We start from the raw sequence: 21,609 nt of genomic DNA on the forward strand, positions 1-21,609 counted from the left end.
AATCGCTATTTCTGTCTGGCAGAGCAATATAGGCAACTTAAAGTTGCTTTAACTGCGCAGACCCAATCCAGTGCTTCGAGAATTGATAAGCGGCACGACCAGAACGCTGCCCACGCGCCTGACACCAGCGTAAAGCTTCGGCACGCGCTTCAGCGGTGAGCTCCATCTCCGCCTTTTGCAGATAATGCTCGACAATTTCTAAATACAGATTCTGATCCATTGGATAAAACGACAGCCACATCCCGAAACGATCGGACAGCGAAATTTTTTCCTCAATCGCTTCCTGTGGATGCAGCTCGGTATATTGCGGCACATCTACTCGTGTTACCGGTGTATTCTCATGCATAAACTCAGGTAATAAATGCCGGCGGTTACTGGTGGCATAAATCACAAAATTACTTGAACCGGACTGTAATGAACCATCTAGCACGCTTTTTAAAGAACGATAATTTTCATCTTCGGCGTTAAAGGCCAGATCATCACAATAGACAATAAATTTTTCCGGCCGATCTGCAATCAGCTTCTGAATTTCAGGCAAATCCGATAAATCATCACGTTCAATTTCAATTAACCGTAACCCTTGTGCTTCATACTCGGTTAGCAGGGCACGCACAATGGAAGATTTTCCGGTACCACGTGAACCGGTAAGCAGTACATCATTGGCCGGTAAGCCTTTTAAAAACTGCAAGGTATTTTGAATTACTTTTTCTTTTTGTTTTTCAATGCCTTTTAAATCTTCCAGATAGATTTTTCGTGGCTGGTAAATGGCTTTTAACTGTTGATCCTGCCATTTAAAGGCCGATGCAGAAAAATCGGTGGCTTGCTTGAGTTCAGGCAAATGTTGCTGGAGCTGCTGTAAAATGGTTGCAAGCGAGGTGAGAATATTATCGGGTAAATCAATATGCGCCATGATTATTCAGCTTTTCGGTCTAGGTCAAAAGATTATCGGGTGCACAAACGACTGTATACCAAGGCGAAATGATTTAGCAATGAAAACATGAATTATGCAATTGAAGAATGTCTGAAATTTCTGCATAGTTAGGAGACATCGACAGATCAGCGCCTATTCAGCGAAGCGCAGAGGGAAGCTATGTTGTTTAAAGAGTTTAGCCAGGACATTAATCCTCATCAGGCCTATCGGATCAAAAAATTAAAACGAAAAATAGAACATGCCGAGAGTTACGAAGAATGGAAAAATCTGGCACTAAAAATAGATGAAGAATCGGGGGCGCAGGAATGGAAGTATGACAACACCTCGCCGTATTTTGATGCTGAAATTATTGCCCATCGTCTGAATTTATTACGCCGTTACCGCCTGGCAGAGCGAACCAGCGATCTGATGTATATTCTGCGTGAAGGCCTGACCTATGATGTGGCCAATATTGCCCATCCGATGCTGTTTACCGCGACCTATGTCGGCACTAAAAAAATTATTGAAGATTATATTGAAGAAGTCAGCAACAGTCTGGCCTTTATTGCATCCAAAGAATGCCATTTACTCAGTACTCAGGAAAAGATCGAATTTTTTAAAAACTGTCAGGTGGCCTATGGCCAGCCGGCGATTATGTTTTCAGGCGGGGCAACCTTGGGCCTGTTCCACACCGGCGTGTGCAAGGCGCTGCTAGAGCGTGACCTGATGCCGCAAGTGCTGTCTGGCTCCAGCGCCGGGGCGATTATGACCGCTATGCTTGGTATTTCCAAACCGTCGGAGATGATGCACATTTTAAATGGTGAATCGTTCTTTACCGAAGCTTTTCATTTTCGCCGCTGGGAAGACATTTTAAAGGGCAATGGTGGTATTGCCGATGTGCGCTATCTAAAAAAATTCCTGCTCACCAACCTCGGCGATGTCACCTTTGAAGAAGCCTTTAAGATGTCCGGGCTGCATATCAATATTGCAGTTGCGCCGTATGATGCATCACAGGAAGCACGCATCATGAACAGTTATACCTCGCCAGATTTGCTGGTCTGGAGTGCAGCTTTGGCCTCCTGTGCGGTACCGGTGCTGTTTCCACCGGTGCGTTTGACCAGTAAACGGCAGGATGGGGAACATACGCCCTATATGGGCAGAACCCGTTGGGTCGATGGCAGTGTGCGTAGTGATTTCCCGCAGGAAAAAATGGCGCGTTTATATAATGTGAATTACACCATTGCCAGTCAGGTCAATCCGCATGTGGTGCCATTTATGCAAACCGATGCCGAGCGTTTCCGTAAAGATATGCTGAGCTGGCCGGAGCGTATTGTGCGCCGTCAGGGCAAAGTGATTAGTAAGGGGATTATGGACTTTACCCGTGAACGTGTCGGTGGTGTGCCGGCAGTACGCCGTCTGCTCGATCATGGCCATGGCATTGTCGATCAGCGTTATTATGGTGATGTGAATATTGTTGGCAAATATGGCTGGCGTCATTATAGCTATATGTTGCAAAATCCGCGTCCACACCTGTTCCGATTGCTGCAACGCGAAGGTGAACGCGCCACCTGGCCAAAAATCTCCATGATTGAAACCCATGCCCGCGTGGGTAAAACCATTCAGCATTGTCTGGAACTTTTAGAATATCAGCAGAACCCCGTTGAACACGCCAAATCCGAATTTATTGCCGTTTAGTCCGGCTGAACTTGAACACTATTGTTTTGAGTTAAAAACCAAGCCGCAAAGCTTCAAGATGGGGCGGCGTCTGTTTCAGTTTCAACAAGGGCAATCTGTATACTGGTTGAAAGCCCAGCAGAGGGATGCGCATCCGCAACTGAACGCAGGTTTTTGCCGAGAGCTGGATTTCTATCGCCAGTTTCAGCAGGCAGATGCACCGGATTTTCTGCTACCTTTCTATTGTGCGCAAAATACCGAAATGCTGTGCATTCAGCAGGAGACTTTTCAGGATTATCTGATTGTGCCAGATGCGCCGGCGTTTTTTACTTTAGCACCCTCACAATTTAGCCCAAGCCAGATTCAAACACGCTTGCTGCAGGTACTGGATAGCCTGGAACAGCTAACACGGTTGGGCTATCTACATGCAGATTTAAAAGCCGAACATTGGCGTGAATGGGCAGGGCAGGTCAAACTGATTGATTTTGAACAGTTGCAGGCCATAGATGATCCGCTAATGTCCAATATGACAGCCACACCACACTATATGGCACCTGAATTATTTCATGGTGAAGCCAAAACATTGGCCAGTGATCTCTATGCATTGGGGATTATTGTCTATGAATGGCTGACTCAGCGCCGTTTACAGGCCAAAAGCTATCAGGATTGGGCCTATTTGCATTGTCAGCAGCTTAAAATTGAGTTACCCGCAGCGTATTTGGGCTTTCAGGACCTGCTTGAGGCGATGCTCAACAAGCAAAAAAGCCAGAGAGAAGTCAGTTTTTTGGCCTTAAAAACACTGTTAAGCACTGAAAATGCTTAAGAAAAAACCAAAATAGAGGCTTTTGTTTTTTATTTAAACAAACAAGTGGCTTTTTCATAAAAAGGGCTTGTCATCGGGAAGTGATCTCTATAATATACACAGCCATCGGGGGCGTGGCGAAATTGGTAGACGCACTGGATTTAGGTTCCAGCGCTGCGAGGCGTGAGAGTTCGAGTCTCTCCGCCCCCACCACTTAAATATCAAGTGAGCTTGATTTTAGGTAACAGAGGATTGGTGTAATGGTAGCATGACGGTCTCCAAAACCGTTCGTCAAGGTTCGAATCCTTGATCCTCTGCCAGAATTTTGAGAAATCCAGCATTAAGTTGGTACCCGGTATGGGGGCGTGGCGAAATTGGTAGACGCACTGGATTTAGGTTCCAGCGCTGCGAGGCGTGAGAGTTCGAGTCTCTCCGCCCCCACCACTCAAAATCAGCAAGGTTAAACTCCTCGCTTCTTTTGTTGAACCGGCCAGCTTGAGTATTTCTTCAAAAAATTGGCATCTTTATATGGGGATGTGGCGGAATTGGTAGACGCACTGTGTTCAGGTCGCAGCGCCGCAAGGTGTAAGAGTTCGAGTCTCTTCATCCCCACCAAATTCTGAAAAAGCAGGGCAGATGTCCTGCTTTTTTATTGCCTGTTATTTTGTCAGGCCTTTATCTCGCCCAAAGAAAAGCCCGCAGAACAGACGGTTCAACGGGCTCAAGTTATGAGAACACTTTATTTTTCTCGATCAAAGAGTGCGTAAACGAATTCAGGCTTTTAAGTGGTCCTCAAATTCTTCACCGAGTTGTACGGCTAGTGCATTGCCGGCCAGTTCACCAGTGACCAGACCATATTCTTTTTTAAAACTAAAGGTAAAACCACGGCCATCGGCTAAATTTTTGACTGAATATCCCAGTTTTTCTAACCAAATACGAAAGGCAATTAAATTTTTAGCTTTTACCACTTTTTTCACGAGTGTACTCCCTTATCTTCAATAAAGTATAGATATGGTTATATCAAGATTTTTTAAAGGGCAAAATTCAAGAATGTGTCAAAAAATATTGAGACTGATGATTTTTGCAGCAAAAAAGACAGAATTTGAGCGCCTGAAAAACATGTATTGATGAATAAAGCGGCAGAATTTTAAGCAAATTTTAAATTAATTGATTGATATATTTGATGTATTTTTATTCTAAATTTTCAACATTATCTATGGGCTATTTAAGCCGGCTTGAAATAATTTGTTAAATATTGATGACAACACATCTTTAAGTATTTCTTACAACTTCGGCCCGGCGCGAGATAAAAAGTTGTAGCGATCTGCCGGCTATAATTTGCATACGCTGAGTGATTGATGGCTTTATTTTAAGCCATAGCAGGCCTGGAGATCGGGTATCATAAAGTACAGCCACAGGAGTGAGTAAGATGACGCCAAATACCATTGAAGCTGACGTACAGCAGACCATTCAACAGATGCAGCAACAGGGCCAAACCCCGGTGGCGGTAATGCTAGGCCATGAAGACTGGCTGGTCTTTACCGAACAATCGCAGGTGGCCTACACTCCATTTGGCAGTGCGCGTCGTTATCAACCAGCGTTGGGCGGCTTACTGCTGGTACGCATTGATGAAATGAATGCGGTACGTGTGGTGACACAGACCGAGCTGGATGCGTATGCGGCCAGTCACCAGCTGTTATAAACCGGTTAAACCGCTTTAAAAATTATCTTTCATTTCACGTAATTTTTGGAATTCTTCGACGCTGTCCACCCGTAAAAAAGGATTGGTCTGCAGTTCCAGTTCAATTGTACTTGGCAAGGTCGGCTGATTTAGCAGGCGTAAATCTTCCACCTGCTGATAACGCTGTTGTAGCGCCAGATTATCCGGTTCAACATGCAGGGCAAATTTGGCATTGGACAGGGTATATTCGTGGGTGCAGTACACTTGGGTGCGCGCTGGTAATGCCGCCAGACGGTTTAAAGAGTGATACATCTGCTCAAAGGTGCCTTCAAAAACCCGGCCGCAGCCCATCGCAAACAGGGTATCACCGCAAAACAGGGTATCGATGGCATCCATAAAATACACAATATGCCCCAGGGTATGGCCGGGAACCGCCAGTACATCCACCTGCAGATCATGAAATTTAAAATGGGCTTCATGCTGCAAAGGGTGGGTGATAAACGGAATTTTACTCAGCTCTTCGCGCGGGCCATAGACCGGAATATTGCGTGATTGCAGCAGCTCCGGCACACCCCCAATATGGTCTTTATGCCAGTGAGTCAGCCAGATCTGGCTTAAATTTAAACCATGCTCACGGCAATACTGTTCCACCGGTTCGGCTTCGGTGGGGTCGACCACAATCACATCTCTGGATGTGGTATGTTCCAGCAGCCAAATATAATTCTGTAACTGGTTCTGAATATCCAGCAGATGCACTTTATAGTTGCTCATCCCTTACCCCCACATAATATAATGCCCAGTATAGCCTGAAAGCGATGTTGTCGTCGCTGTGTATCCAAAATTGATCTTTGACTGAAAAGGTCTACAATAAGCCACGTTTCAATTTTCCCCTGCACGTTCATGAGTTTTGCCTATCGCGCCGATATTGACGGTTTAAGAGCGATTGCCGTCCTGTTGGTGATTTTTAATCATATTGGCCTGTCTATTTTCCCCGGTGGTTATATTGGCGTCGATATTTTCTTTGTGATTTCGGGCTATTTAATTACCTTAATTTTAAGCAAAGAAATCCAGAACCAGACTTTCTCAATCGGTCGCTTTTATAAAAAGCGGGTGGTGCGTTTGGCACCGGCCTATTTTACTGTACTGAGTGTGGTGAGTCTGGTGGCCTGGCAGGTGATGCTGCCCGATGAGCTGAGTCGTTATTTCGACAGTGTCTTTTATGCCACGTTTCTGATGGCCAATATTTATATGCAGCGTGAAGTCGGTGATTACTTCAGTCAGAGTGTCAATGAAGTGCCGCTGCTGCATTTATGGTCGTTGGGCGTTGAAGAGCAGTTCTATATTTTCTGGCCGCTGATTCTGCTGTGCTTTATGAAAAGAAGTAACCGGCAATGGGGTCTGCTGATGGTCGGATCTTTTATTCTCATGTCGTTGCTGTATGCGCAGCAGCAGTTGAGCGTGAATGCCGAGAAAGCCTATTACAGTATGCCGGTCCGCGCCTTTGAACTGCTCTTGGGTGCGCTGATCTGCTTTTTGCCACAAATAAAATGGTCAAAATGGCTGGCGCAAACGCTGGTCTGGAGTTGTCTGGCGCTGTTGTTAGGCACGGCAATGTGGTTGGATCATGCCACACCATTTCCGGGCGCAATGGCGCTGATTCCATGTCTGGCAACGGCCTTGATTATTTATATCGGCCAGAGCGTGCAGTCGCAGAATGTGGTACTGACCAACCGTTTTAGCCTCTGGATGGGCAAAATTTCCTATCCTTTATATTTATGGCACTGGCCGGTAATTGTACTGTTCAGTATCTATATGCTGCCGGTTAATGCCGGTTATCAGCTGGCTATGGTGCTGCTTAGTATCGCGCTGGCCTATCTGACTTATCGTTATATTGAACAGCCGAGCAAAGGTTTTGTGATGGCTGCCAATTACAAGGTCATTCTGAGCGGTTTTGTGGCGCCGGCGCTCTGTTTTATTGGCGTGGCGCAGCTGGTCAGTCAGCATCAGGGTTTTCCGGAGCGGCTAAGTCCGCAAGTGCAAAACCAGATGGCAGCCTTAAATTCGTTTGCGCATGGCATCCGGCAGAAATGTCACAGCTTTCCCAATCCTGGAACGCTGGCCAATCCGCAAGACTGTGTGCTGGGTGTGGAAAAACCGCAGATTGATTTTATGCTGATTGGTGATTCACATGCCAACAGCTATACCGGACTGCTGGATGTCTGGGCCAAAGATGCTGGACTGCGCGGTTATGACAGCACTCAGGACACCACTATTTATTTACCGGGTGTCCAGCGTGGCCGTGGTGAGCATGAAGTGGCTGCCTTTCAAGCCCGCAATGACGCAATTGAGGCGCATTTAAAACAGCATCATTATCAGTTTGTGGTGATGTCAGCTGCCTTTAGCCAGTATCTGGATGCCGGGCATGATCTGCATCCGAGCGCAGAAGAGGACAGTCAGGTCGCGAATCATTTAGACAGTTATTTTGCCGGTTTACAGGCTGCGGTGGATAGTGCACTGGCCAGCAGCGAGTATGTAGTGATGCTGATGGATGTTCCGGTGATTGATCCGGATCAGGCCAATTGTTCATTACGCCGTGAATGGCTGGGGATTGAGCGTGAATGCGCGGTGTCGGCAGAGGAGTTCCAGCAGAGCAATGCACCAATTTATCAGTGGATGAGCGAATTGCAGCAGCAGTACCCACAACTGATTGTGGTCGAGCCGACCAAGGTGCTGTGTGATGCGCAGCAATGTGATTTAAGTGTCGAGGGAACGCCGCTGTACCGAAATCAGGATGATGATCATCTCAGTTTTAAAGGTTCGGAAGCGCTGGGGCAGGCCTATTTACAGCAATACGGCAATCCGCTGAAATCGCTTTAATCTTTCTCGTTTGCACAAAAAAGCCGTGAATTGATCACGGCTTTTTTATTGTATTTCAGCTTAGCGGATTTTCGCCAGGAAACGGCCTAAACGGCTAAGCGCTTCACGTAATTCATTTTCAGCTGGCAGGAACACCACACGGAAATGATCTGGGGTTGGCCAGTTAAAGCCGGTGCCTTGAACCAGCAGCACTTTTTCGGCTTTCAGGAAATCCAGCATCAGTTTTTCATCATCTTCAATGGCGTAGACATTTGGGTCCAGTTTCGGGAAGCAGTACATCGCACCTTCTGGCTTGACGCAAGACACACCCGGAATTTCGTTCAGCATTTCCCAGGCAATATTGCGCTGTTCATACAGACGGCCACCCGGACGGATTAGGTCATTAATTGACTGATAGCCACCAAGCGCGGTCTGAATCGCATATTGCGCCTGATGGTTGGCACACAGACGCATAGAGGCCAGCATGTCCAGACCTTCAATATAGTCGGCTGCGCGTGAACGGTCGCCAGTAATGGCCATCCAGCCAGAACGGTAGCCGGCAATACGGTAGGCTTTAGATAAACCGTTGAATGAAATACACAGCTGATCACCAGCCAGGGCTGCAACCGACACATGCTCAATGCCGTCATACACGATTTTGTCGTAAATTTCGTCGGCAAATAAAATCAGATCATATTTTTTTGCCAGCGCGACAATCTGTTCCAGCACATGACGTGGATAAACTGCACCGGTCGGGTTGTTCGGGTTAATAATCACAATACCGCGGGTATTGGGTGTGATTTTGCTTTCCATATCGGCCAGATCTGGATACCAGTGGTTTTCTTCATCACATTTATAGTGAATGGCTGTACCACCCGACAGATTAACCGCCGCCGTCCACAGTGGATAGTCCGGCATTGGAATCAGCATTTCATCGCCATCATCCAGCAGGCCTTGCATGGCCATTACGATTAGCTCAGACACGCCATTGCCGATATAGACATCATTAACGTGCAGGTCAAAAATGCCTTTTTGTTGATAATACTGGCAAATAGCTTTACGTGCCGGGAAAATCCCTTTGGAGTCGGTATAACCGATTGCATTTGGCAGGTTCAGCGCCACATCGTTAATAATTTCCTGCGGGGCTTCAAAGCCGAAGGGGGCGGGGTTACCAATATTCAGTTTAATAATTTTATGGCCGGCCTCTTCCATTTCATTGGCCGCTCGTAACACAGGTCCGCGAATGTCGTAGCATACATGCTCGAGTTTTGAGGATTTTTTAATTTCGCGAGGAGTCGTGTTACCTGTGGACATAATTCCATCCAATTATATGTTTCTGTTAGCAAAAAATAGATTACGCAATTATCACAATCTATACTGAAATTTAGCTAGATATTTTGCAAGCTCTAGCGTAAATATGGAAGTACTGAAGCATGACATTGAATGTCAAAGATTTAAAGGAGTTAGTGATGGGAAAACTCAATAAAACAGACCGAGAATGGCAAAGAGAGTTATCACCAGAAGAGTTTCGGATTACACGACAAAAAGGAACCGAACCGGCCTTTACAGGGAAATACTGGAACAGCAAACAGGATGGGGTGTATGTGTGCCGTTGCTGTGGAGAAGCCTTATTTTCTTCCGACACCAAATACGACAGCGGCAGTGGCTGGCCAAGTTTCTACCGTCCGATTGCCCCGGGGGTCGTGGAAGAACATAACGATCAGTCGCATGGCATGGTGCGTACCGAAATTGTCTGTCATCATTGTGATGCACATTTGGGCCATGTTTTTGATGATGGACCGCAACCGACCGGCTTGCGCTATTGCGTCAACTCGGCGTCATTAGAACTAAAAACACAAGAAAAAAGTGATGAGGAAACCTATCCATGACCAACATTTATCAGTTTGAGGCTGAGTTGTTAGATGGGAAAAATAAATCATTTGCCGATTATGAAGGCAAGGTTTTATTGGTGGTGAATACCGCCAGCAAATGCGGTTTTACCCCGCAGTTTGCCGGACTGGAAAAGCTGTATGAAAAATACAAGACCCAAGGCTTTGAGGTGCTCGGCTTTCCCTGTAACCAGTTTGGTGGCCAAGACCCCGGTTCCAATGAGCAGATCGGGGCCTTTTGCCAGAAAAATTATGGGGTCAGCTTTCCCATGTTTGCCAAGGTTGATGTCAAAGGCCCGGAAGCACACGCGATTTTCCGTTATTTAACCAATAACAGCAAAGGCATTCTGGGCAATGGCATCAAGTGGAACTTTACCAAGTTTTTAATTGGCAAAGATGGCAAAGTGCTGAATCGCTATGCACCAACCACCAAGCCGGATGCATTGGAACAGGATATTGAACAGGCCTTACAGGGTTAAGATAGGGCAGATGATTTCAGCATCAGCTTTAATTTTGGGGGCGATGCTTATCCACGCAAACAGTGCTTAATCCTGCCTAAAATAAAAAATGCGCTGAAAGCAGCCATAAAAAATCCACTCAATAGAGTGGATTTTTTAATATCAGCACTTACAAAATCGCTTTGAGGCGCTGAATCACCTGTTCGCACTGGGCGATATCGGCCACCAAGGCTAAACGGACATGGTTTTCACCCGGATTCCCTTGCTCAGTTTCACGCGATAAATACCGGCCCGGCAATACTTTAATGTGCGCTTTTTCCATCAGCATTTTGGCAAAGGCTTCATCATTGTCGACTTTGAGCCAGTAATAGAAACCGGCATCCGGTTTTTGTAAAGGGAGTAGTTGCCCCAGCTCGCTTTGGAACAAGTCAAATTTGGCGCGGTATTGCACGCGGTTGTCTTCAACGTGCTGCTCATCATCCCAAGCCGCAATAGAGGCCAGTTGATGCTGTACCGGCATGGCTGCACCGTGATAGGTACGGTATTGCAAATACGGTTTCAGTAAATCGGCATCGCCGGCAACAAAGCCTGAACGCATCCCCGGCAGATTGGAACGCTTGGACAGCGAATGGAAAACCACGCAGTTTTTATAGTCGTCGCGGCCCATTTCGGCACAGACTTCGAGCAGACCGGTCGGGGCTTCATCAAACCACAGCTCTGAATAGCATTCATCTGAGGCAATCACAAAACCGTATTGATCAGACAGTGCAATCAGCTTTTTAAACTGGTCTTTGGACAGTACCGCACCGGTCGGGTTGCCCGGCGTACAGACAAATAGCAACGCGGTTTTTTCCCAGACTTCGGCTGGTACGGCATCAAAGTCACCTAAATACTGGTTGTCTTCGGTACAGTTAATGAAATACGGCTTGGCCCCGGCCAGTAAGGTTGCGCCTTCATAAATCTGGTAAAACGGGTTTGGCATCACCACATACGGTGCATCTTCACGTTTCACCAGTGCCTGTACAAAAGAGAAGATCGCTTCACGGGTACCTGAAACCGGTAAAACATGGTGATCTGCACTGATGCTGTTCAGCTTGAAACGGCGACTTAGCCACTGGGCAATGCTGTGGCGTAATTCAGGCAGACCCTTGCTGTTCGGGTAAGTCGATAAATGCTGGAAGTTGTCAATAATGGCCTGTTTTACAAATTCCGGTGCCGGGTGCTTCGGTTCTCCAATTGAGAGGGGAATCAGCGGTAAATCGGCCGGTTGTATATCCTGAAAAAGTCGGTTTAACTTTTCAAATGGATAAGGGTGCAATAAAGACAAACTTGAGTTCATGTAATCGTTACCGATAGGTTGATGTTAATGTTGGCACACCTGATTTGAGGCTTCATCAAGTGCTGCCTTTAATTTGGCCGCAAAGCTTTTGGCTTCTTCTGCATTCATGGGCGCGCCATCTTTTTTGGTGACAAAGAAAATATCTTCGGCACGTTCGCCTAGGGTGGCAATTTTAGCAGAATGAATATCCAGCCCCTGCATCATAAACAAGCCGCCGACTTTGGCAAGTAAGCCCGGCTGGTCAAGTGTCGCAATTTCCACCATGTTCTGGTTGAGTGCGGCATTCAGGCTAATGTCTACAGTATTTTCAATATCAAAATGGCGCAGCTGGCGCGGAATCAGGCGCTGCATCAGTCCCGGATATTTATCCGACTGGCTTAATGCGGTGACCAGTGATTGAATCACGGTGTCCTGACGCTCGGCATCGGTTAACAGGGTGCCAAAACGGTCCAGCACCACATAAGTATCTAAACTAAAGGCTTTGGTGGCGGTAATAATCCGCGCGTCCTGCACATCCAGATTCATGCGGTCTAAAATCGCCACCGTGGTGGCAAACAGGTTCGGCTGATCTTGGGTGTAAATAAAGATTTGCACCGCATCTTGCGCATATTTACGATGCGCGCGCATCAGTACCAACGGTGCCGGATTATCACTGTGCTGCAAGATGGCACGGGTATGCCAGGCAATTTCATCGGCGGTTTCTTTCAGGAAGTATTCATCGCCCAGTTCCTGCCAGACTTTTTCCACTTCTTCCAGCGAGAAATCCTCGACCAGTAATTCGCTGGCCGCAAATTTGGTGTCTTCAATCAGCATCTGATAATCCACCGGACGACCCAGGCCGGAACGGATCACATCACGGGCATGGGTGTATAGCTGGCGCATCAGCGAGGCGCGCCAGGTGTTCCATAAGGTTGGATTGGTGGCGTTAATATCGGCCACAGTTAGGGTATACAGATAATCCAGATGTTCCATATCGCCCATCAGTTCGGCGAAAGCTTTGACCACATCCGGATCGGAAATATCTTTTTTCTGTGCAGTGACCGACATCAGCAGGTGGTTTTGCACCAGCCAGGCCACCAGATTGCATTCACGTTCGGTAAAGCCATGCGTGCGGCAGAAGGCAATCGCATCGGCGGCGCCAAGTTCACTATGATCGCCACCACGACCTTTGGCAATGTCATGGAAAATTGCGGCCAGATAGACAATGTCACGACGCGCCAGACGCTGGAACACCGAGCTGACCACCGGAAAATCTTTGGCAAATTCCGGTTCTTTAAAGCGGTTCAGGTTGCGAATCAGCAGCAGGGTGTGCGCATCGACGGTATAAATATGGAACAGGTCATATTGCATCAGGCCGGTAATTTGCCCGAAAGCCGGAATATAGTTGCCCAATACACCATAGCGTTTCATTGCCACCATGGTGTCATATAAACGGTACGGCGAGCGTAAAATCGCCATAAACAGCGCCTGATGGACTGGATTATCACGAAAATCGCGGTCAATCCGTTTGGCAGCCAGGGTCAGCAGGCGTAAGGTGCGGGCACGAATCCCGGTAATTTCAGGACGATTGGCCAGCAGATAGAAAATTTCCAGAATCGCACTGGGCTTTTCAGAAAAAATCTTGTGATGCTGCACCGCCAGTTTGCCATCGACCAGTTTGAAGTTTTCATTAATTTCTTCAATCTGGCGTTCATATTGCGGCAGGCGCGGGGTAATCACCGATTCATTAAAATAGGCCAGTAACATTTCATTTAGCGTCGACACCTGCTGCGCGGTGCGGTAATAACGCTTCATGAACTGTTCAATCGGATAATTGGGTGATTTGCCTTCTTCACGGACATAGCCGAACTTGGCTGCAATATCACGCTGATAATCAAACAGCAGGCGGTTTTCATCGCGTTTGGTCAGCAGGTGCAAATAATGGCGAATTTCCCAGAGGAAACTTTCAGCCTCTTCCAGCACGCCCAGCTCAAACTCGGAAATAAAACCCAGATGCACCAGATCATAAATACGGTTGACACGGAAATGCCGTTTGGCAATCCAGCCAATCTGGTTAATATCGCGGATGCCACCCGGTGCAGTTTTAATATCCGGCTCTAAATTGCTTTCGGTATGGTTGTGCTGAGCATAGCGTTTGGCTTGCTCTTCCATCTTGGCATCAAAAAAGGTTTTATCGGTCCAGGTTTGCGATACAATCCGGCGTGGCCATTTGGCCAGATGTTCATTGCCAATAATCAGTCGTGCTTCAATTAAAGCGGTGGCCACAGTCAGGTCATTGGTGGCCTGAATCACGCAATCCTGAATGGTACGCACGCTAATGCCGGGTTTGAAATTACCGACATCCCACAGCGATGAAATAAAGGTTGAAATCAGCTTTTCCTGTTCCGGCGAGATTTCATCTTCTGACAGGATCATGATGTCGACATCGGAATAGGGCAACATTTCGCGGCGGCCATAACCGCCCACCGCAAACAGGCCTAAATCGGTCTGGTCCAGTCCGGCATGTTGCCACAGGAATTTTAGCGCCTCATCAATAAAATTGGAGCGCGCCAGAATAATGTCACGGATCGAATGTCCATTTTCAAAACATTCCCCCAGCTGATGTTCAACATCACTTCGCCACTGATTAATGGCCTGAATGTCATGGTTACTTTTTACGTAATTCAGCAAGGGTAAGGTGTTGATCATGAACAGCGTTCCGTGTTGTGCGACTAGTTTTGATTGACACTGACGTTTTGTGCAGTAGCGTAAGCCAGCTCACGTGCCTGCTCAGTGGTTTCTGCGCGGGCGGTGGCCACACCCATGCGGCGACGCTTGAAGCCTTCCGGTTTGCCAAACAGACGTAAATCAGTATCCGGGTGAGCTAAAGCAAGATTCAAGCCAGAAAATGACAGGTTCTGGTCATCCACACCGGCATAAATCACTGCACTGGCAGCCACACTATGACGCGCCGTGTTCACTGGCAAGCCGAGAATCGCACGGGCATGTAATTCGAATTCACTCTGGTATTGTGAAGCCAACGTGACTAAACCGGTATCGTGTGGACGAGGTGACACTTCACTAAACCACACTTGATCGCCTTTGACAAACAGTTCTACCCCAAAAATACCGCAGCCGCCAAGTGCGCTGGTAACCTTGTGGGCAATACGTTTGGCTTCTGCTAAGGCCTGGCTGCTCATTGGTTGTGGCTGCCAGCTTTCGACATAATCACCGGCATCCTGACAATGGCCAATCGGGTCGCAGAATGAGGTTTCAATTTCACCAGTTTCTGGATGTTTAGAGCGTACCGTGAGTAGGGTAATTTCAAAATCAAAATCAATCTGCGATTCAACAATCACGGTGCCCTGATTCACACGGCCACCGGTTTGCGCATAGTCCCAGGCGGCATCGACTTCATCAAAGCTTTTTACCCGGGATTGGCCTTTGCCTGAGGAGGACATCACCGGCTTCACAAAGTTTGGATAGCCAATATCATCACAGGCTGCACGGAAGCTTTCCAGCGAGTCGGCAAAACGGTAGGCAGAGGTTGGCAGTCCCAGTTCTTCTGCAGCTAAACGGCGGATGCCTTCGCGGTTCATGGTCAGATTGACTGCTTTGGCTGATGGAATCACGGTAGCAACGTTTTGCGCTTCAATATCCAGCAGCACTTCTGTGGCAATGGCTTCAATTTCCGGCACAATCAGATGCGGTTGCACCTGAGCAATCAGCTGTTTCAGTGCGTTAGGATCGGCCATATTAATGGTATGGGCATGATGCGCCACTTGCATGGCAGGGGCATGATCATATCGGTCGGCGGCATGCACTTCTACACCTAAACGCTGTAAAGAAATCACCACCTCTTTCCCCAATTCTCCTGAACCCAATAGCAATACTTTAAATGCCGAAGCTTGAAGAGGAGTACCAATCGTCACGCTCATGTAATTCATCCATGCTTGATTTTATGGGCTTTTAGCATAGCAGAACTGCACCGCGATGTTAGTGCCGATTCGGAGAAAATCGTGATTTTGTCCAACAATTTTTAGACGCAGTGGGCAAGAGGAAATACAGTGTTGAAAACGCAGCACAACTGCAGCACTGCGTCAATGGGTCTGGTGTTGAAGTCAAAACCTAGAAGGAAAATGGAATATAGGTATAAATCAGGCCATAGGTCACGGCCGCAGTCAAGGTGGCCGGTACAATTTTCTTGTATTTAAAATACAGCCCGGCCAGCACTATAAATCCGACCAGCATGGCAAAACTTTTATTGGGCGTTTCCAGTAACGGTGGCAAGGTCGCGACCACCAGCATTGAACTGATTGCGGCAATACCAATTGAACCCAAAGCAATCTTTAGCCAGAGGGCACCCCGTTTTTGTGAGTCCTGCTGAAACTTCTGAATCACAAAAAACGGTCCAAAGCGTGAAGCAAAATTGGCGATGCCGACCACAATCCCGACCAGAATAATTTCAAGATTCATGTGAGCCTCCTGCGTATGCATCATCCGGTTGTTTTAAGACATAGTGTTTGAACAGACCTGCAAAAATGCCCGATAAAATACCAATAAAGATGGCAGCGGACAGGTCAATGAAATAGCAGGCGATAGCTGATACCACCAAAGTCACACTGACCACAAAGGTATGTTTTTTCTCAAAGGCGGCCAGCAGGAAACTCAGGAACAGGGCCGGTAACAGGAAATCCAGTGCGGCTTGTAAAAACTGCGGCAGCTTACTGACCTGATCGGCAAACAGACCGCCCAGTAAAGAACCGAGCGCCCATGACATCCAGCTAAACAGACTTAAACCCAGCATCCAGGATTCCGACCATTGTTGCCGGCGCTGCGACAGCTTGATCATGCCGGAAGCAAAGACTTCATCGGTCAGGCCCCAGGCCCAGATCGCGGTTTTCTTTAAATTGAGCCGGTCCTGAATCAGGTTGGTTAGGGCCGGGCCATAGAGCAGATGGCGAATATCCAGTGCAATGACAGTCAGGGCGGTCATCCAGATGGAGGTGCCGCTGCCTAACAGGGCCACCACCAGAAACTGGCTGGCACCGGCATACATGGTGCAGGATAAAAACAGGGCTTCCCAGGCGCTAAAACCGAATTGGGTCGCCGAAACGCCAAATGCAAAAGAAACGGGGAGATAAGTAAAAATAATGGCTTGGCTATCTTTAGCGCCTTGCCAAAAACCGGCTGGCTGTGTGGAAAGCGTTTTGTGTTCAGACACGACACACCTGAAGGAGAGTTGAACAAGGAGTCAAATGATGATTGTGTATTGTACCCGAATTCACTAGCATAGTGCCGAAATGTTTGTTGAAGCGAGCCAGATATGTGGATGTTCAAAACACGTCAATTTGTGGTTGCAACTGTACTGGGCAGTAGCCTGTTATTACAGGCCTGTGGGGGCGATCAGTCCGGTGAAAAGCCGGAAATTAAACCTGCACCGAAACTGACCAATGATGCAACGGCGTATGCAGAAGCGGCCTGGAAGCTGATGAATGAGGTGGAACCTTATGTTTATCGCAAACAGCGCAATTTAATTGAAGATAATGTACGCAAACCGGCGCGCCAGTTAAGCACCGAATGGCGCATTAACGTCAAAATGACCGATTCAGTCACCGAAGGAAAATATGCCTTATGCCGTAAAGCACTCACCAGTCTGGAAATCTGGGCGCGTGCCACTTTGGAAAGTAGCGCAACGGTAAGCCAGAAACAGGCCGATTATGAACGCGATAAACAGCAATGTGCCGATGCGATTGCCCATCCGGAACTGGGCAATACCGATCCCAAACAAAAAGGCAATGCGATTGCGACAGCATCCTGAAGCATCAATAAGCGGAGTTCTGGCTCCGCTTTTTTAATGGCGCCGCCGTATTAAATTGATCTTTGCAATCAGAATAGCGATTACATTACACAATTAGTCTGCAAGATATTGGCGCATCTTTCACGGTGCTGAACGGTTATGGTGCGCTTGAGTGCACTGAAATCAAGCGCTTTCGAGAACTGGAAAGCTTAGGGAATTCAATAACATCTCAGTAAATCAAAGAAGACATCAAGATCGGTTCGCTGATTGATTAATTTTCTTGCTTAAACTGTGGTGAGCCAAAGATTGCTCTTCAAAAAAAAGAGTATAAAAAAACCCTCAAATATTTGAGGGTTTTTCACTGATATCAGGCGATTACACGTTAAAACGGAAGTGTAAAACATCACCGTCTTGTACGATGTAAGTTTTACCTTCTAAACGCCATTTACCTGCTTCTTTGGCACCAGCTTCGCCATTGTATTGTACGAAGTCATCATAGGCCACACATTCAGCACGGATAAAGCCTTTTTCGAAGTCAGTGTGAATCACACCTGCTGCTTGTGGAGCGGTTGCACCGACTTTCACCGTCCAGGCACGTACTTCCTGCACACCGGCAGTGAAGTAAGTTTGTAGGCCGAGTAAGCCATAACCTGCACGGATGACCACGTTCAGGCCAGGTTCTTCCATACCCATCGCTTCTAAGAATTCAGCACGTTCATCATCTTCTAATAATGAAATTTCGGCTTCAATCTGGTTGCAGAGTGGTACTACAATCGCATTTTCAGCTGCTGCCAGTTCACGTACTGCATCTAAATGCGGGTTGTTTTCAAAGCCATCTTCCGCCACGTTGGCAATATACATGGTGGGTTTTAAGGTTAATAAACCAAAACCACGAATCAGTTTACGTTCGTCATCGTCCAGATTGGCTGCACGTGCCGGTTTGCCTTCATCCAGTAATGGCAGGATTTTTTCCAGCACGGCTTTGGTCGCAACTGCTTCTTTGTCGCCGCCTTTGGCTGTTTTGGTTAAACGGGTCACGGCTTTCGATACCGTTTCTAAGTCGGCCAGCGCAAGTTCAGTGTTGATGGTGGCAATATCGTCCAGCGGGTCAATTTTACCATTGACGTGAATGACGTTTTCATCTTCAAAACAACGCACCACGTGAGCAATCGCGTCAGTTTCACGGATGTTGGCCAGGAACTGGTTACCCAGACCTTCACCTTTTGAAGCACCTGCAACCAGACCGGCGATATCCACAAATTCCATGGTGGTCGGCAGGACACGTTGTGGGTTTACAATGGCCGCCAGTTTGTCTAAACGCGCATCCGGCACCGGCACAATACCGGTGTTTGGCTCAATGGTACAGAACGGGAAGTTTTCAGCAGCAATTGCAGCTTTGGTTAAGGCGTTGAAAAGAGTCGATTTACCAACGTTAGGCAGACCTACAATACCACAATTAAAACCCATGAAATGACTCACAAAGTGTTATTCAAAAATTGTCGCTGATTTTACATGAAAGCCAGCATAAAGTCAGGTCATGGCGGGGATGTTTGTTGAAAAAGCATATTTCTGAAATATGTGCTGCGGATGGTGGGTAATGCGTGCCGTATCTTTGTTGATTTTTAAACAGGATAGCCTGACCTAAATACGCTTGATGAAGCGTTTGGCCGAATACCGGCGATTTTTGAATAAAAAGCGCATTGTTTTTCAGCAGCAGTATGACTAAAGTAGCCAATGGATGTTGGCTGTTCAAATTATTGAACAAAAAATAAAAATTGACGGAGAAGATATGCGTATTTTGTACCAGTTTCCTTTATCTCATTTTTGTGAAAAAGCGCGCTGGCTGCTGGATCATAAGGAACTGGATTATAACGCGCAGAATTTAATTCCGGGCGTGCACCGGGCTTTTGCCAAGCTAAAAACCGGACAAAACAAGCTGCCGATTTTACGCGATCAGGATCAATGGATTGCGGACAGTACCCAAATTGCCCTGTATTTAGATGAGGTGTATCCGGAGCATACCTTATTACGCCCAGACCCGACGCAGCGCAATGAAGCACTGGAGATTGACCAGTTGGCCTCGACTCTGGGTTACCACGTTCGTCGCTGGGGCTTGGCACATACTTTATCTGAAAGTGAGCAGCCTTTAGATTTGCTGATTGGTGAAAAAGGTTATTTACGTCAATTTGAAAAATACTCCAAACCGATTATGAAGATGCTGATTTCCAAAGGCTATCAGCTGGATCAGGACAAGGTTGATGAATCGGAACGGGAAATGCGCCGTTTAATAGCCGAATTAAACCAGCGTCTGATAGCCAATGGCGGCGCATATTTTGTCGGTGAGCGTTTAGGCCTGGCGGATATTGCGGTCTGTTCCATGCTGGCTCCGATTCTGGAAATTCAGGATACACCGTGGGAAAAAGAGCAGGGCGAAACCTTGTCCGAACAATTCCTGCAATTTAAACAGGAACTCAGTGATTTACCTTTAGGGCAATATGTACTGAGAATTTATCAGACCGAGCGTCATGCCCGTGTGGACTGGCGCGGTATCTAAACGGCAACCATAAAAAATACGCGCCTGTAGCGTGTATTTTTATGACTTTATCAAATCCATTAAATGAATGGGGTAGATGAATCCAGATCAATTGCAGGCAGTTGCGGCGCAAGGCTGAGCAGGTCAAAGTTGCTGCTACTGCTTTCTGTACTGGTCGATTGCAGAGCTTCTTGAAGTTCAGGTAACAGGTTGTCCAGACTCAGACTGCTGTCTGCTCCTGTACTGGCGCCTTGTAACAGATCTTCCAGATTAAAGTCAGTTGAACCAAATGCATCGCCCAAGCTGTCAGTAAGATTGCCTAGGTCAAAGTCTGTGCCACCGTCAGTCAGACCTTCCAGTAAGCCACCTAAATCAAAACCACTGCCGATGTCTGGGAGACCGCCAAGTAAGGCACTTAAGTCAAACTCACTGCTGCCACCTGTTAAGCCTTCAAATAACTGGGTCAGTGTTTCAAGGTTCAGATCACCGGTGTTATTGCCGATGAGTCCTTCAAACAGTTCAGAAATCGTTTCAAGGTTAATTTCACCCGTATTACCACCGATTAAGCCACCGACCAGTTCTGAAATTGCACCAATATCAAAGTCGCCGGCGCCACCGCCGATGAGACCACCGACCAGGTCAGCAATGGCTGCAATGTCGAGATCACCTGAACCACCACCAATTAATCCGCTGACTAATCCGGCAATTGCACCGATATCAATATCGCTAGTGCCACCACCGATGAGACCACCGACAAGCTCAGCAATCGCTGCGATGTCGATATCGCCTGAACTACCACCGATTAATCCGCTGACTAATCCGGCAATTGCACCGATATCAATATCACCAGCACCGCCGCCAATTAAACCACCGACCAGGTCAGCAATGGCTGAAATGTCGAGATCACCCGAACCACCACCGATTAATCCACTGACTAATCCGGCAATCGCGTCGATATCAAAGTCGCCGGCATCGCCGCCAATTAAACCACCAACCAATTCAGTAATCGCTGCGATGTCGAGATCATCCGAACCACCACCCATCAGGCCGCTCACCAGTTCTACGATTGCGCCAATATCAAAGTCGCCGGCACCACCGCCGATGAGACCACCGACCAGGTCAGCAATGGTACCAATATCCAGGTCGCCCGTATTACCGCCAATCAAGCCACCAATCAGCTGGCTGATGGCTTCAAAATCCAGATCAGCAGTATCACCGCCAATCAGACCACCGATTAAATTGCTAATTGAGCCCAGATCAAAACTGCCCCCATTGGCTTGGGTCAGTTGATTAATCAGGCTAGAAATATCCAAACTGCCGCTATTACTTCCTGTAAACTGGCTGATTAAATTGCTAAGACTGCTACTGTCCAGGCTGTTTCCAGACAACAGACTTTGCAATAAGCTGTCGAGGGTTGGGGTAGAGGGGCTGGTGAGTTGTCCAAACCAGTTCGACAAGGTCGAGCTGATGCCACTGAAAAAGCTGCTGGTTTGGGTTTCGACAGTTAAAACCGGGCTGAGCTTGCTTTTCAGCAAACTGAAAGATTTAAAAGCCATGAAGACGATTCCTTGTGTTCTTATGTTTTTGTTTTGCTGGTGTTGAAACGCATCTTTTTTTAATCTATTTGTATACACTTGTAAAAGATGAACGTTCTGGAATTAGCTGTATTTGGGCAGAGAAGGCAATTT

At 47.3% G+C, this 21,609-nt stretch carries 20 protein-coding genes and 4 tRNA genes; 12 read left to right on the top strand and 12 right to left on the bottom strand.

All coding sequences use genetic code 11. From position 1 onward, the window contains the following. Positions 1 to 37: 37 nt before the first annotated feature. The gene (locus tag FTT64_RS00400; protein ID WP_005177155.1) at positions 38 to 910 is read right to left on the bottom strand and encodes an ATP-binding protein; all 873 of its coding nucleotides are present in this window, start codon (positions 908 to 910) and stop codon (positions 38 to 40) included. A 180-nt stretch (positions 911 to 1,090) separates the two neighbouring features. Between FTT64_RS00400 and FTT64_RS00405 the strand changes: the two genes are divergently transcribed. The 6 genes from FTT64_RS00405 to FTT64_RS00430 all read left to right on the top strand — a co-directional run bounded on the left by FTT64_RS00405 (position 1,091) and on the right by FTT64_RS00430 (position 4,001). Then, positions 1,091 to 2,605, top strand: a complete 1,515-nt coding sequence (locus tag FTT64_RS00405; RefSeq protein WP_168383937.1) for a DUF3336 domain-containing protein — start codon at positions 1,091 to 1,093, stop codon at positions 2,603 to 2,605. Then, a complete protein-coding gene (locus FTT64_RS00410) occupies positions 2,571 to 3,407 on the top strand; it encodes a protein kinase (protein WP_180181934.1) in 837 nt (278 codons plus the stop codon). The genes FTT64_RS00405 and FTT64_RS00410 overlap by 35 nt, the downstream gene beginning before the upstream one ends. A gap of 107 nt (positions 3,408 to 3,514) precedes the next feature. Beyond that, positions 3,515 to 3,599 (top strand) — tRNA-Leu (locus FTT64_RS00415). Positions 3,600 to 3,632: 33 nt separating this feature from the next. Beyond that, positions 3,633 to 3,706, top strand: a tRNA-Trp gene (locus FTT64_RS00420). A 39-nt stretch (positions 3,707 to 3,745) separates the two neighbouring features. Next, positions 3,746 to 3,830, top strand: a tRNA-Leu gene (locus tag FTT64_RS00425). An 86-nt stretch (positions 3,831 to 3,916) separates the two neighbouring features. Next, positions 3,917 to 4,001, top strand: a tRNA-Leu gene (locus FTT64_RS00430). Between the two features lie 158 nt (positions 4,002 to 4,159). On the opposite strand, the gene FTT64_RS00435 is transcribed toward FTT64_RS00430, so the two are convergent. Continuing rightward, positions 4,160 to 4,363 (bottom strand): hypothetical protein, encoded by a 204-nt coding sequence (locus tag FTT64_RS00435; RefSeq protein ID WP_005177162.1) that lies wholly within the window; start codon positions 4,361 to 4,363, stop codon positions 4,160 to 4,162. 452 nt (positions 4,364 to 4,815) lie between these two features. Here FTT64_RS00435 and FTT64_RS00440 point away from each other — a divergent pair, with 452 nt between their 5' ends. Continuing rightward, entirely contained in the window at positions 4,816 to 5,088 is a 273-nt protein-coding gene (locus FTT64_RS00440) for a hypothetical protein (protein ID WP_005177167.1), read from the top strand. 15 nt (positions 5,089 to 5,103) lie between these two features. On the opposite strand, the gene gloB is transcribed toward FTT64_RS00440, so the two are convergent. Beyond that, positions 5,104 to 5,838, bottom strand: coding sequence for a hydroxyacylglutathione hydrolase (gloB, locus tag FTT64_RS00445; RefSeq protein ID WP_005177169.1), 735 nt, complete (start codon positions 5,836 to 5,838; stop codon positions 5,104 to 5,106). Positions 5,839 to 5,967: 129 nt separating this feature from the next. Here gloB and FTT64_RS00450 point away from each other — a divergent pair, with 129 nt between their 5' ends. Continuing rightward, positions 5,968 to 7,944 carry an acyltransferase family protein gene (locus FTT64_RS00450; protein WP_163145922.1) on the top strand — a complete coding sequence of 659 codons (1,977 nt, stop codon included), beginning with the start codon at positions 5,968 to 5,970 and terminating at the stop codon, positions 7,942 to 7,944. Positions 7,945 to 8,004: 60 nt separating this feature from the next. On the opposite strand, the gene FTT64_RS00455 is transcribed toward FTT64_RS00450, so the two are convergent. Next, positions 8,005 to 9,237, bottom strand: a complete 1,233-nt coding sequence (locus FTT64_RS00455) for a pyridoxal phosphate-dependent aminotransferase (protein WP_180087857.1) — start codon at positions 9,235 to 9,237, stop codon at positions 8,005 to 8,007. 155 nt (positions 9,238 to 9,392) lie between these two features. Here FTT64_RS00455 and msrB point away from each other — a divergent pair, with 155 nt between their 5' ends. Beyond that, a complete protein-coding gene (gene msrB / locus FTT64_RS00460; RefSeq protein ID WP_005177175.1) occupies positions 9,393 to 9,812 on the top strand; it encodes a peptide-methionine (R)-S-oxide reductase MsrB in 420 nt (139 codons plus the stop codon). Next, complete coding sequence (locus FTT64_RS00465; protein ID WP_005177178.1) at positions 9,809 to 10,291, top strand: glutathione peroxidase; 483 nt, start codon at positions 9,809 to 9,811, stop codon at positions 10,289 to 10,291. Before msrB ends, FTT64_RS00465 begins: the two co-directional genes overlap by 4 nt. 148 nt (positions 10,292 to 10,439) lie before the next feature. On the opposite strand, the gene dapC is transcribed toward FTT64_RS00465, so the two are convergent. The 5 genes from dapC to FTT64_RS00490 form a co-directional block, all read right to left on the bottom strand. Further along, on the bottom strand, positions 10,440 to 11,609 hold the full coding sequence (dapC, locus tag FTT64_RS00470; protein WP_005177188.1) for a succinyldiaminopimelate transaminase: 1,170 nt from the start codon (positions 11,607 to 11,609) through the stop codon (positions 10,440 to 10,442). Between the two features lie 24 nt (positions 11,610 to 11,633). Then, positions 11,634 to 14,297: a [protein-PII] uridylyltransferase gene (glnD, locus tag FTT64_RS00475; RefSeq protein WP_005177196.1), complete on the bottom strand. Its 2,664-nt coding sequence runs from the start codon at positions 14,295 to 14,297 to the stop codon at positions 11,634 to 11,636. A 23-nt stretch (positions 14,298 to 14,320) separates the two neighbouring features. Then, positions 14,321 to 15,526 carry a formate-dependent phosphoribosylglycinamide formyltransferase gene (gene purT, locus FTT64_RS00480; protein ID WP_373685920.1) on the bottom strand — a complete coding sequence of 402 codons (1,206 nt, stop codon included), beginning with the start codon at positions 15,524 to 15,526 and terminating at the stop codon, positions 14,321 to 14,323. A gap of 190 nt (positions 15,527 to 15,716) precedes the next feature. After that, the gene (ygaH, locus tag FTT64_RS00485) at positions 15,717 to 16,064 is read right to left on the bottom strand and encodes an L-valine transporter subunit YgaH (RefSeq protein ID WP_104472645.1); all 348 of its coding nucleotides are present in this window, start codon (positions 16,062 to 16,064) and stop codon (positions 15,717 to 15,719) included. Next, positions 16,054 to 16,812 (bottom strand): AzlC family ABC transporter permease, encoded by a 759-nt coding sequence (locus tag FTT64_RS00490; protein ID WP_045795021.1) that lies wholly within the window; start codon positions 16,810 to 16,812, stop codon positions 16,054 to 16,056. The genes ygaH and FTT64_RS00490 overlap by 11 nt, the downstream gene beginning before the upstream one ends. A 102-nt stretch (positions 16,813 to 16,914) precedes the next feature. Between FTT64_RS00490 and FTT64_RS00495 the strand changes: the two genes are divergently transcribed. Next, on the top strand, positions 16,915 to 17,409 hold the full coding sequence (locus tag FTT64_RS00495) for a hypothetical protein (protein ID WP_005177204.1): 495 nt from the start codon (positions 16,915 to 16,917) through the stop codon (positions 17,407 to 17,409). A gap of 354 nt (positions 17,410 to 17,763) precedes the next feature. Here the strand turns inward: FTT64_RS00495 and ychF are convergent, their stop codons facing one another. Further along, on the bottom strand, positions 17,764 to 18,855 hold the full coding sequence (gene ychF, locus FTT64_RS00500) for a redox-regulated ATPase YchF (RefSeq protein ID WP_005177206.1): 1,092 nt from the start codon (positions 18,853 to 18,855) through the stop codon (positions 17,764 to 17,766). Positions 18,856 to 18,877: 22 nt separating this feature from the next. Then, a complete protein-coding gene (locus FTT64_RS00505) occupies positions 18,878 to 19,141 on the bottom strand; it encodes a hypothetical protein (RefSeq protein WP_127799176.1) in 264 nt (87 codons plus the stop codon). A 36-nt stretch (positions 19,142 to 19,177) separates the two neighbouring features. Here FTT64_RS00505 and FTT64_RS00510 point away from each other — a divergent pair, with 36 nt between their 5' ends. Further along, positions 19,178 to 19,942 (top strand): glutathione S-transferase family protein, encoded by a 765-nt coding sequence (locus FTT64_RS00510; RefSeq protein WP_005177208.1) that lies wholly within the window; start codon positions 19,178 to 19,180, stop codon positions 19,940 to 19,942. Between the two features lie 59 nt (positions 19,943 to 20,001). Here the strand turns inward: FTT64_RS00510 and FTT64_RS00515 are convergent, their stop codons facing one another. Further along, positions 20,002 to 21,477, bottom strand: a complete 1,476-nt coding sequence (locus tag FTT64_RS00515; RefSeq protein WP_180181936.1) for a hypothetical protein — start codon at positions 21,475 to 21,477, stop codon at positions 20,002 to 20,004. Positions 21,478 to 21,609 lie beyond the last annotated feature (132 nt).

Origin of the sequence: Acinetobacter sp. Q186-3 (assembly GCF_013420655.1) — a bacterium.
Lineage (GTDB): Bacteria > Pseudomonadota > Gammaproteobacteria > Pseudomonadales > Moraxellaceae > Acinetobacter > Acinetobacter indicus.

What these genes read in the sequence shown, in the direction of transcription:
- FTT64_RS00400 (WP_005177155.1), bottom strand. Translation starts at nt 910, where the DNA reads ATGGCGCATATTGATTTACCCGATAATATTCTCACCTCGCTTGCAACC.
- FTT64_RS00405 (WP_168383937.1), top strand. Translation starts at nt 1,091, where the DNA reads ATGTTGTTTAAAGAGTTTAGCCAGGACATTAATCCTCATCAGGCCTAT.
- FTT64_RS00440 (WP_005177167.1), top strand. Translation starts at nt 4,816, where the DNA reads ATGACGCCAAATACCATTGAAGCTGACGTACAGCAGACCATTCAACAG.
- gloB (WP_005177169.1), bottom strand. Translation starts at nt 5,838, where the DNA reads ATGAGCAACTATAAAGTGCATCTGCTGGATATTCAGAACCAGTTACAG.
- FTT64_RS00450 (WP_163145922.1), top strand. Translation starts at nt 5,968, where the DNA reads ATGAGTTTTGCCTATCGCGCCGATATTGACGGTTTAAGAGCGATTGCC.
- FTT64_RS00455 (WP_180087857.1), bottom strand. Translation starts at nt 9,237, where the DNA reads ATGTCCACAGGTAACACGACTCCTCGCGAAATTAAAAAATCCTCAAAA.
- msrB (WP_005177175.1), top strand. Translation starts at nt 9,393, where the DNA reads ATGGGAAAACTCAATAAAACAGACCGAGAATGGCAAAGAGAGTTATCA.
- FTT64_RS00465 (WP_005177178.1), top strand. Translation starts at nt 9,809, where the DNA reads ATGACCAACATTTATCAGTTTGAGGCTGAGTTGTTAGATGGGAAAAAT.
- dapC (WP_005177188.1), bottom strand. Translation starts at nt 11,609, where the DNA reads ATGAACTCAAGTTTGTCTTTATTGCACCCTTATCCATTTGAAAAGTTA.
- glnD (WP_005177196.1), bottom strand. Translation starts at nt 14,297, where the DNA reads ATGATCAACACCTTACCCTTGCTGAATTACGTAAAAAGTAACCATGAC.
- purT (WP_373685920.1), bottom strand. Translation starts at nt 15,526, where the DNA reads ATGAGCGTGACGATTGGTACTCCTCTTCAAGCTTCGGCATTTAAAGTA.
- ygaH (WP_104472645.1), bottom strand. Translation starts at nt 16,064, where the DNA reads ATGAATCTTGAAATTATTCTGGTCGGGATTGTGGTCGGCATCGCCAAT.
- FTT64_RS00495 (WP_005177204.1), top strand. Translation starts at nt 16,915, where the DNA reads ATGTGGATGTTCAAAACACGTCAATTTGTGGTTGCAACTGTACTGGGC.
- ychF (WP_005177206.1), bottom strand. Translation starts at nt 18,855, where the DNA reads ATGGGTTTTAATTGTGGTATTGTAGGTCTGCCTAACGTTGGTAAATCG.
- FTT64_RS00510 (WP_005177208.1), top strand. Translation starts at nt 19,178, where the DNA reads ATGCGTATTTTGTACCAGTTTCCTTTATCTCATTTTTGTGAAAAAGCG.
- FTT64_RS00515 (WP_180181936.1), bottom strand. Translation starts at nt 21,477, where the DNA reads ATGGCTTTTAAATCTTTCAGTTTGCTGAAAAGCAAGCTCAGCCCGGTT.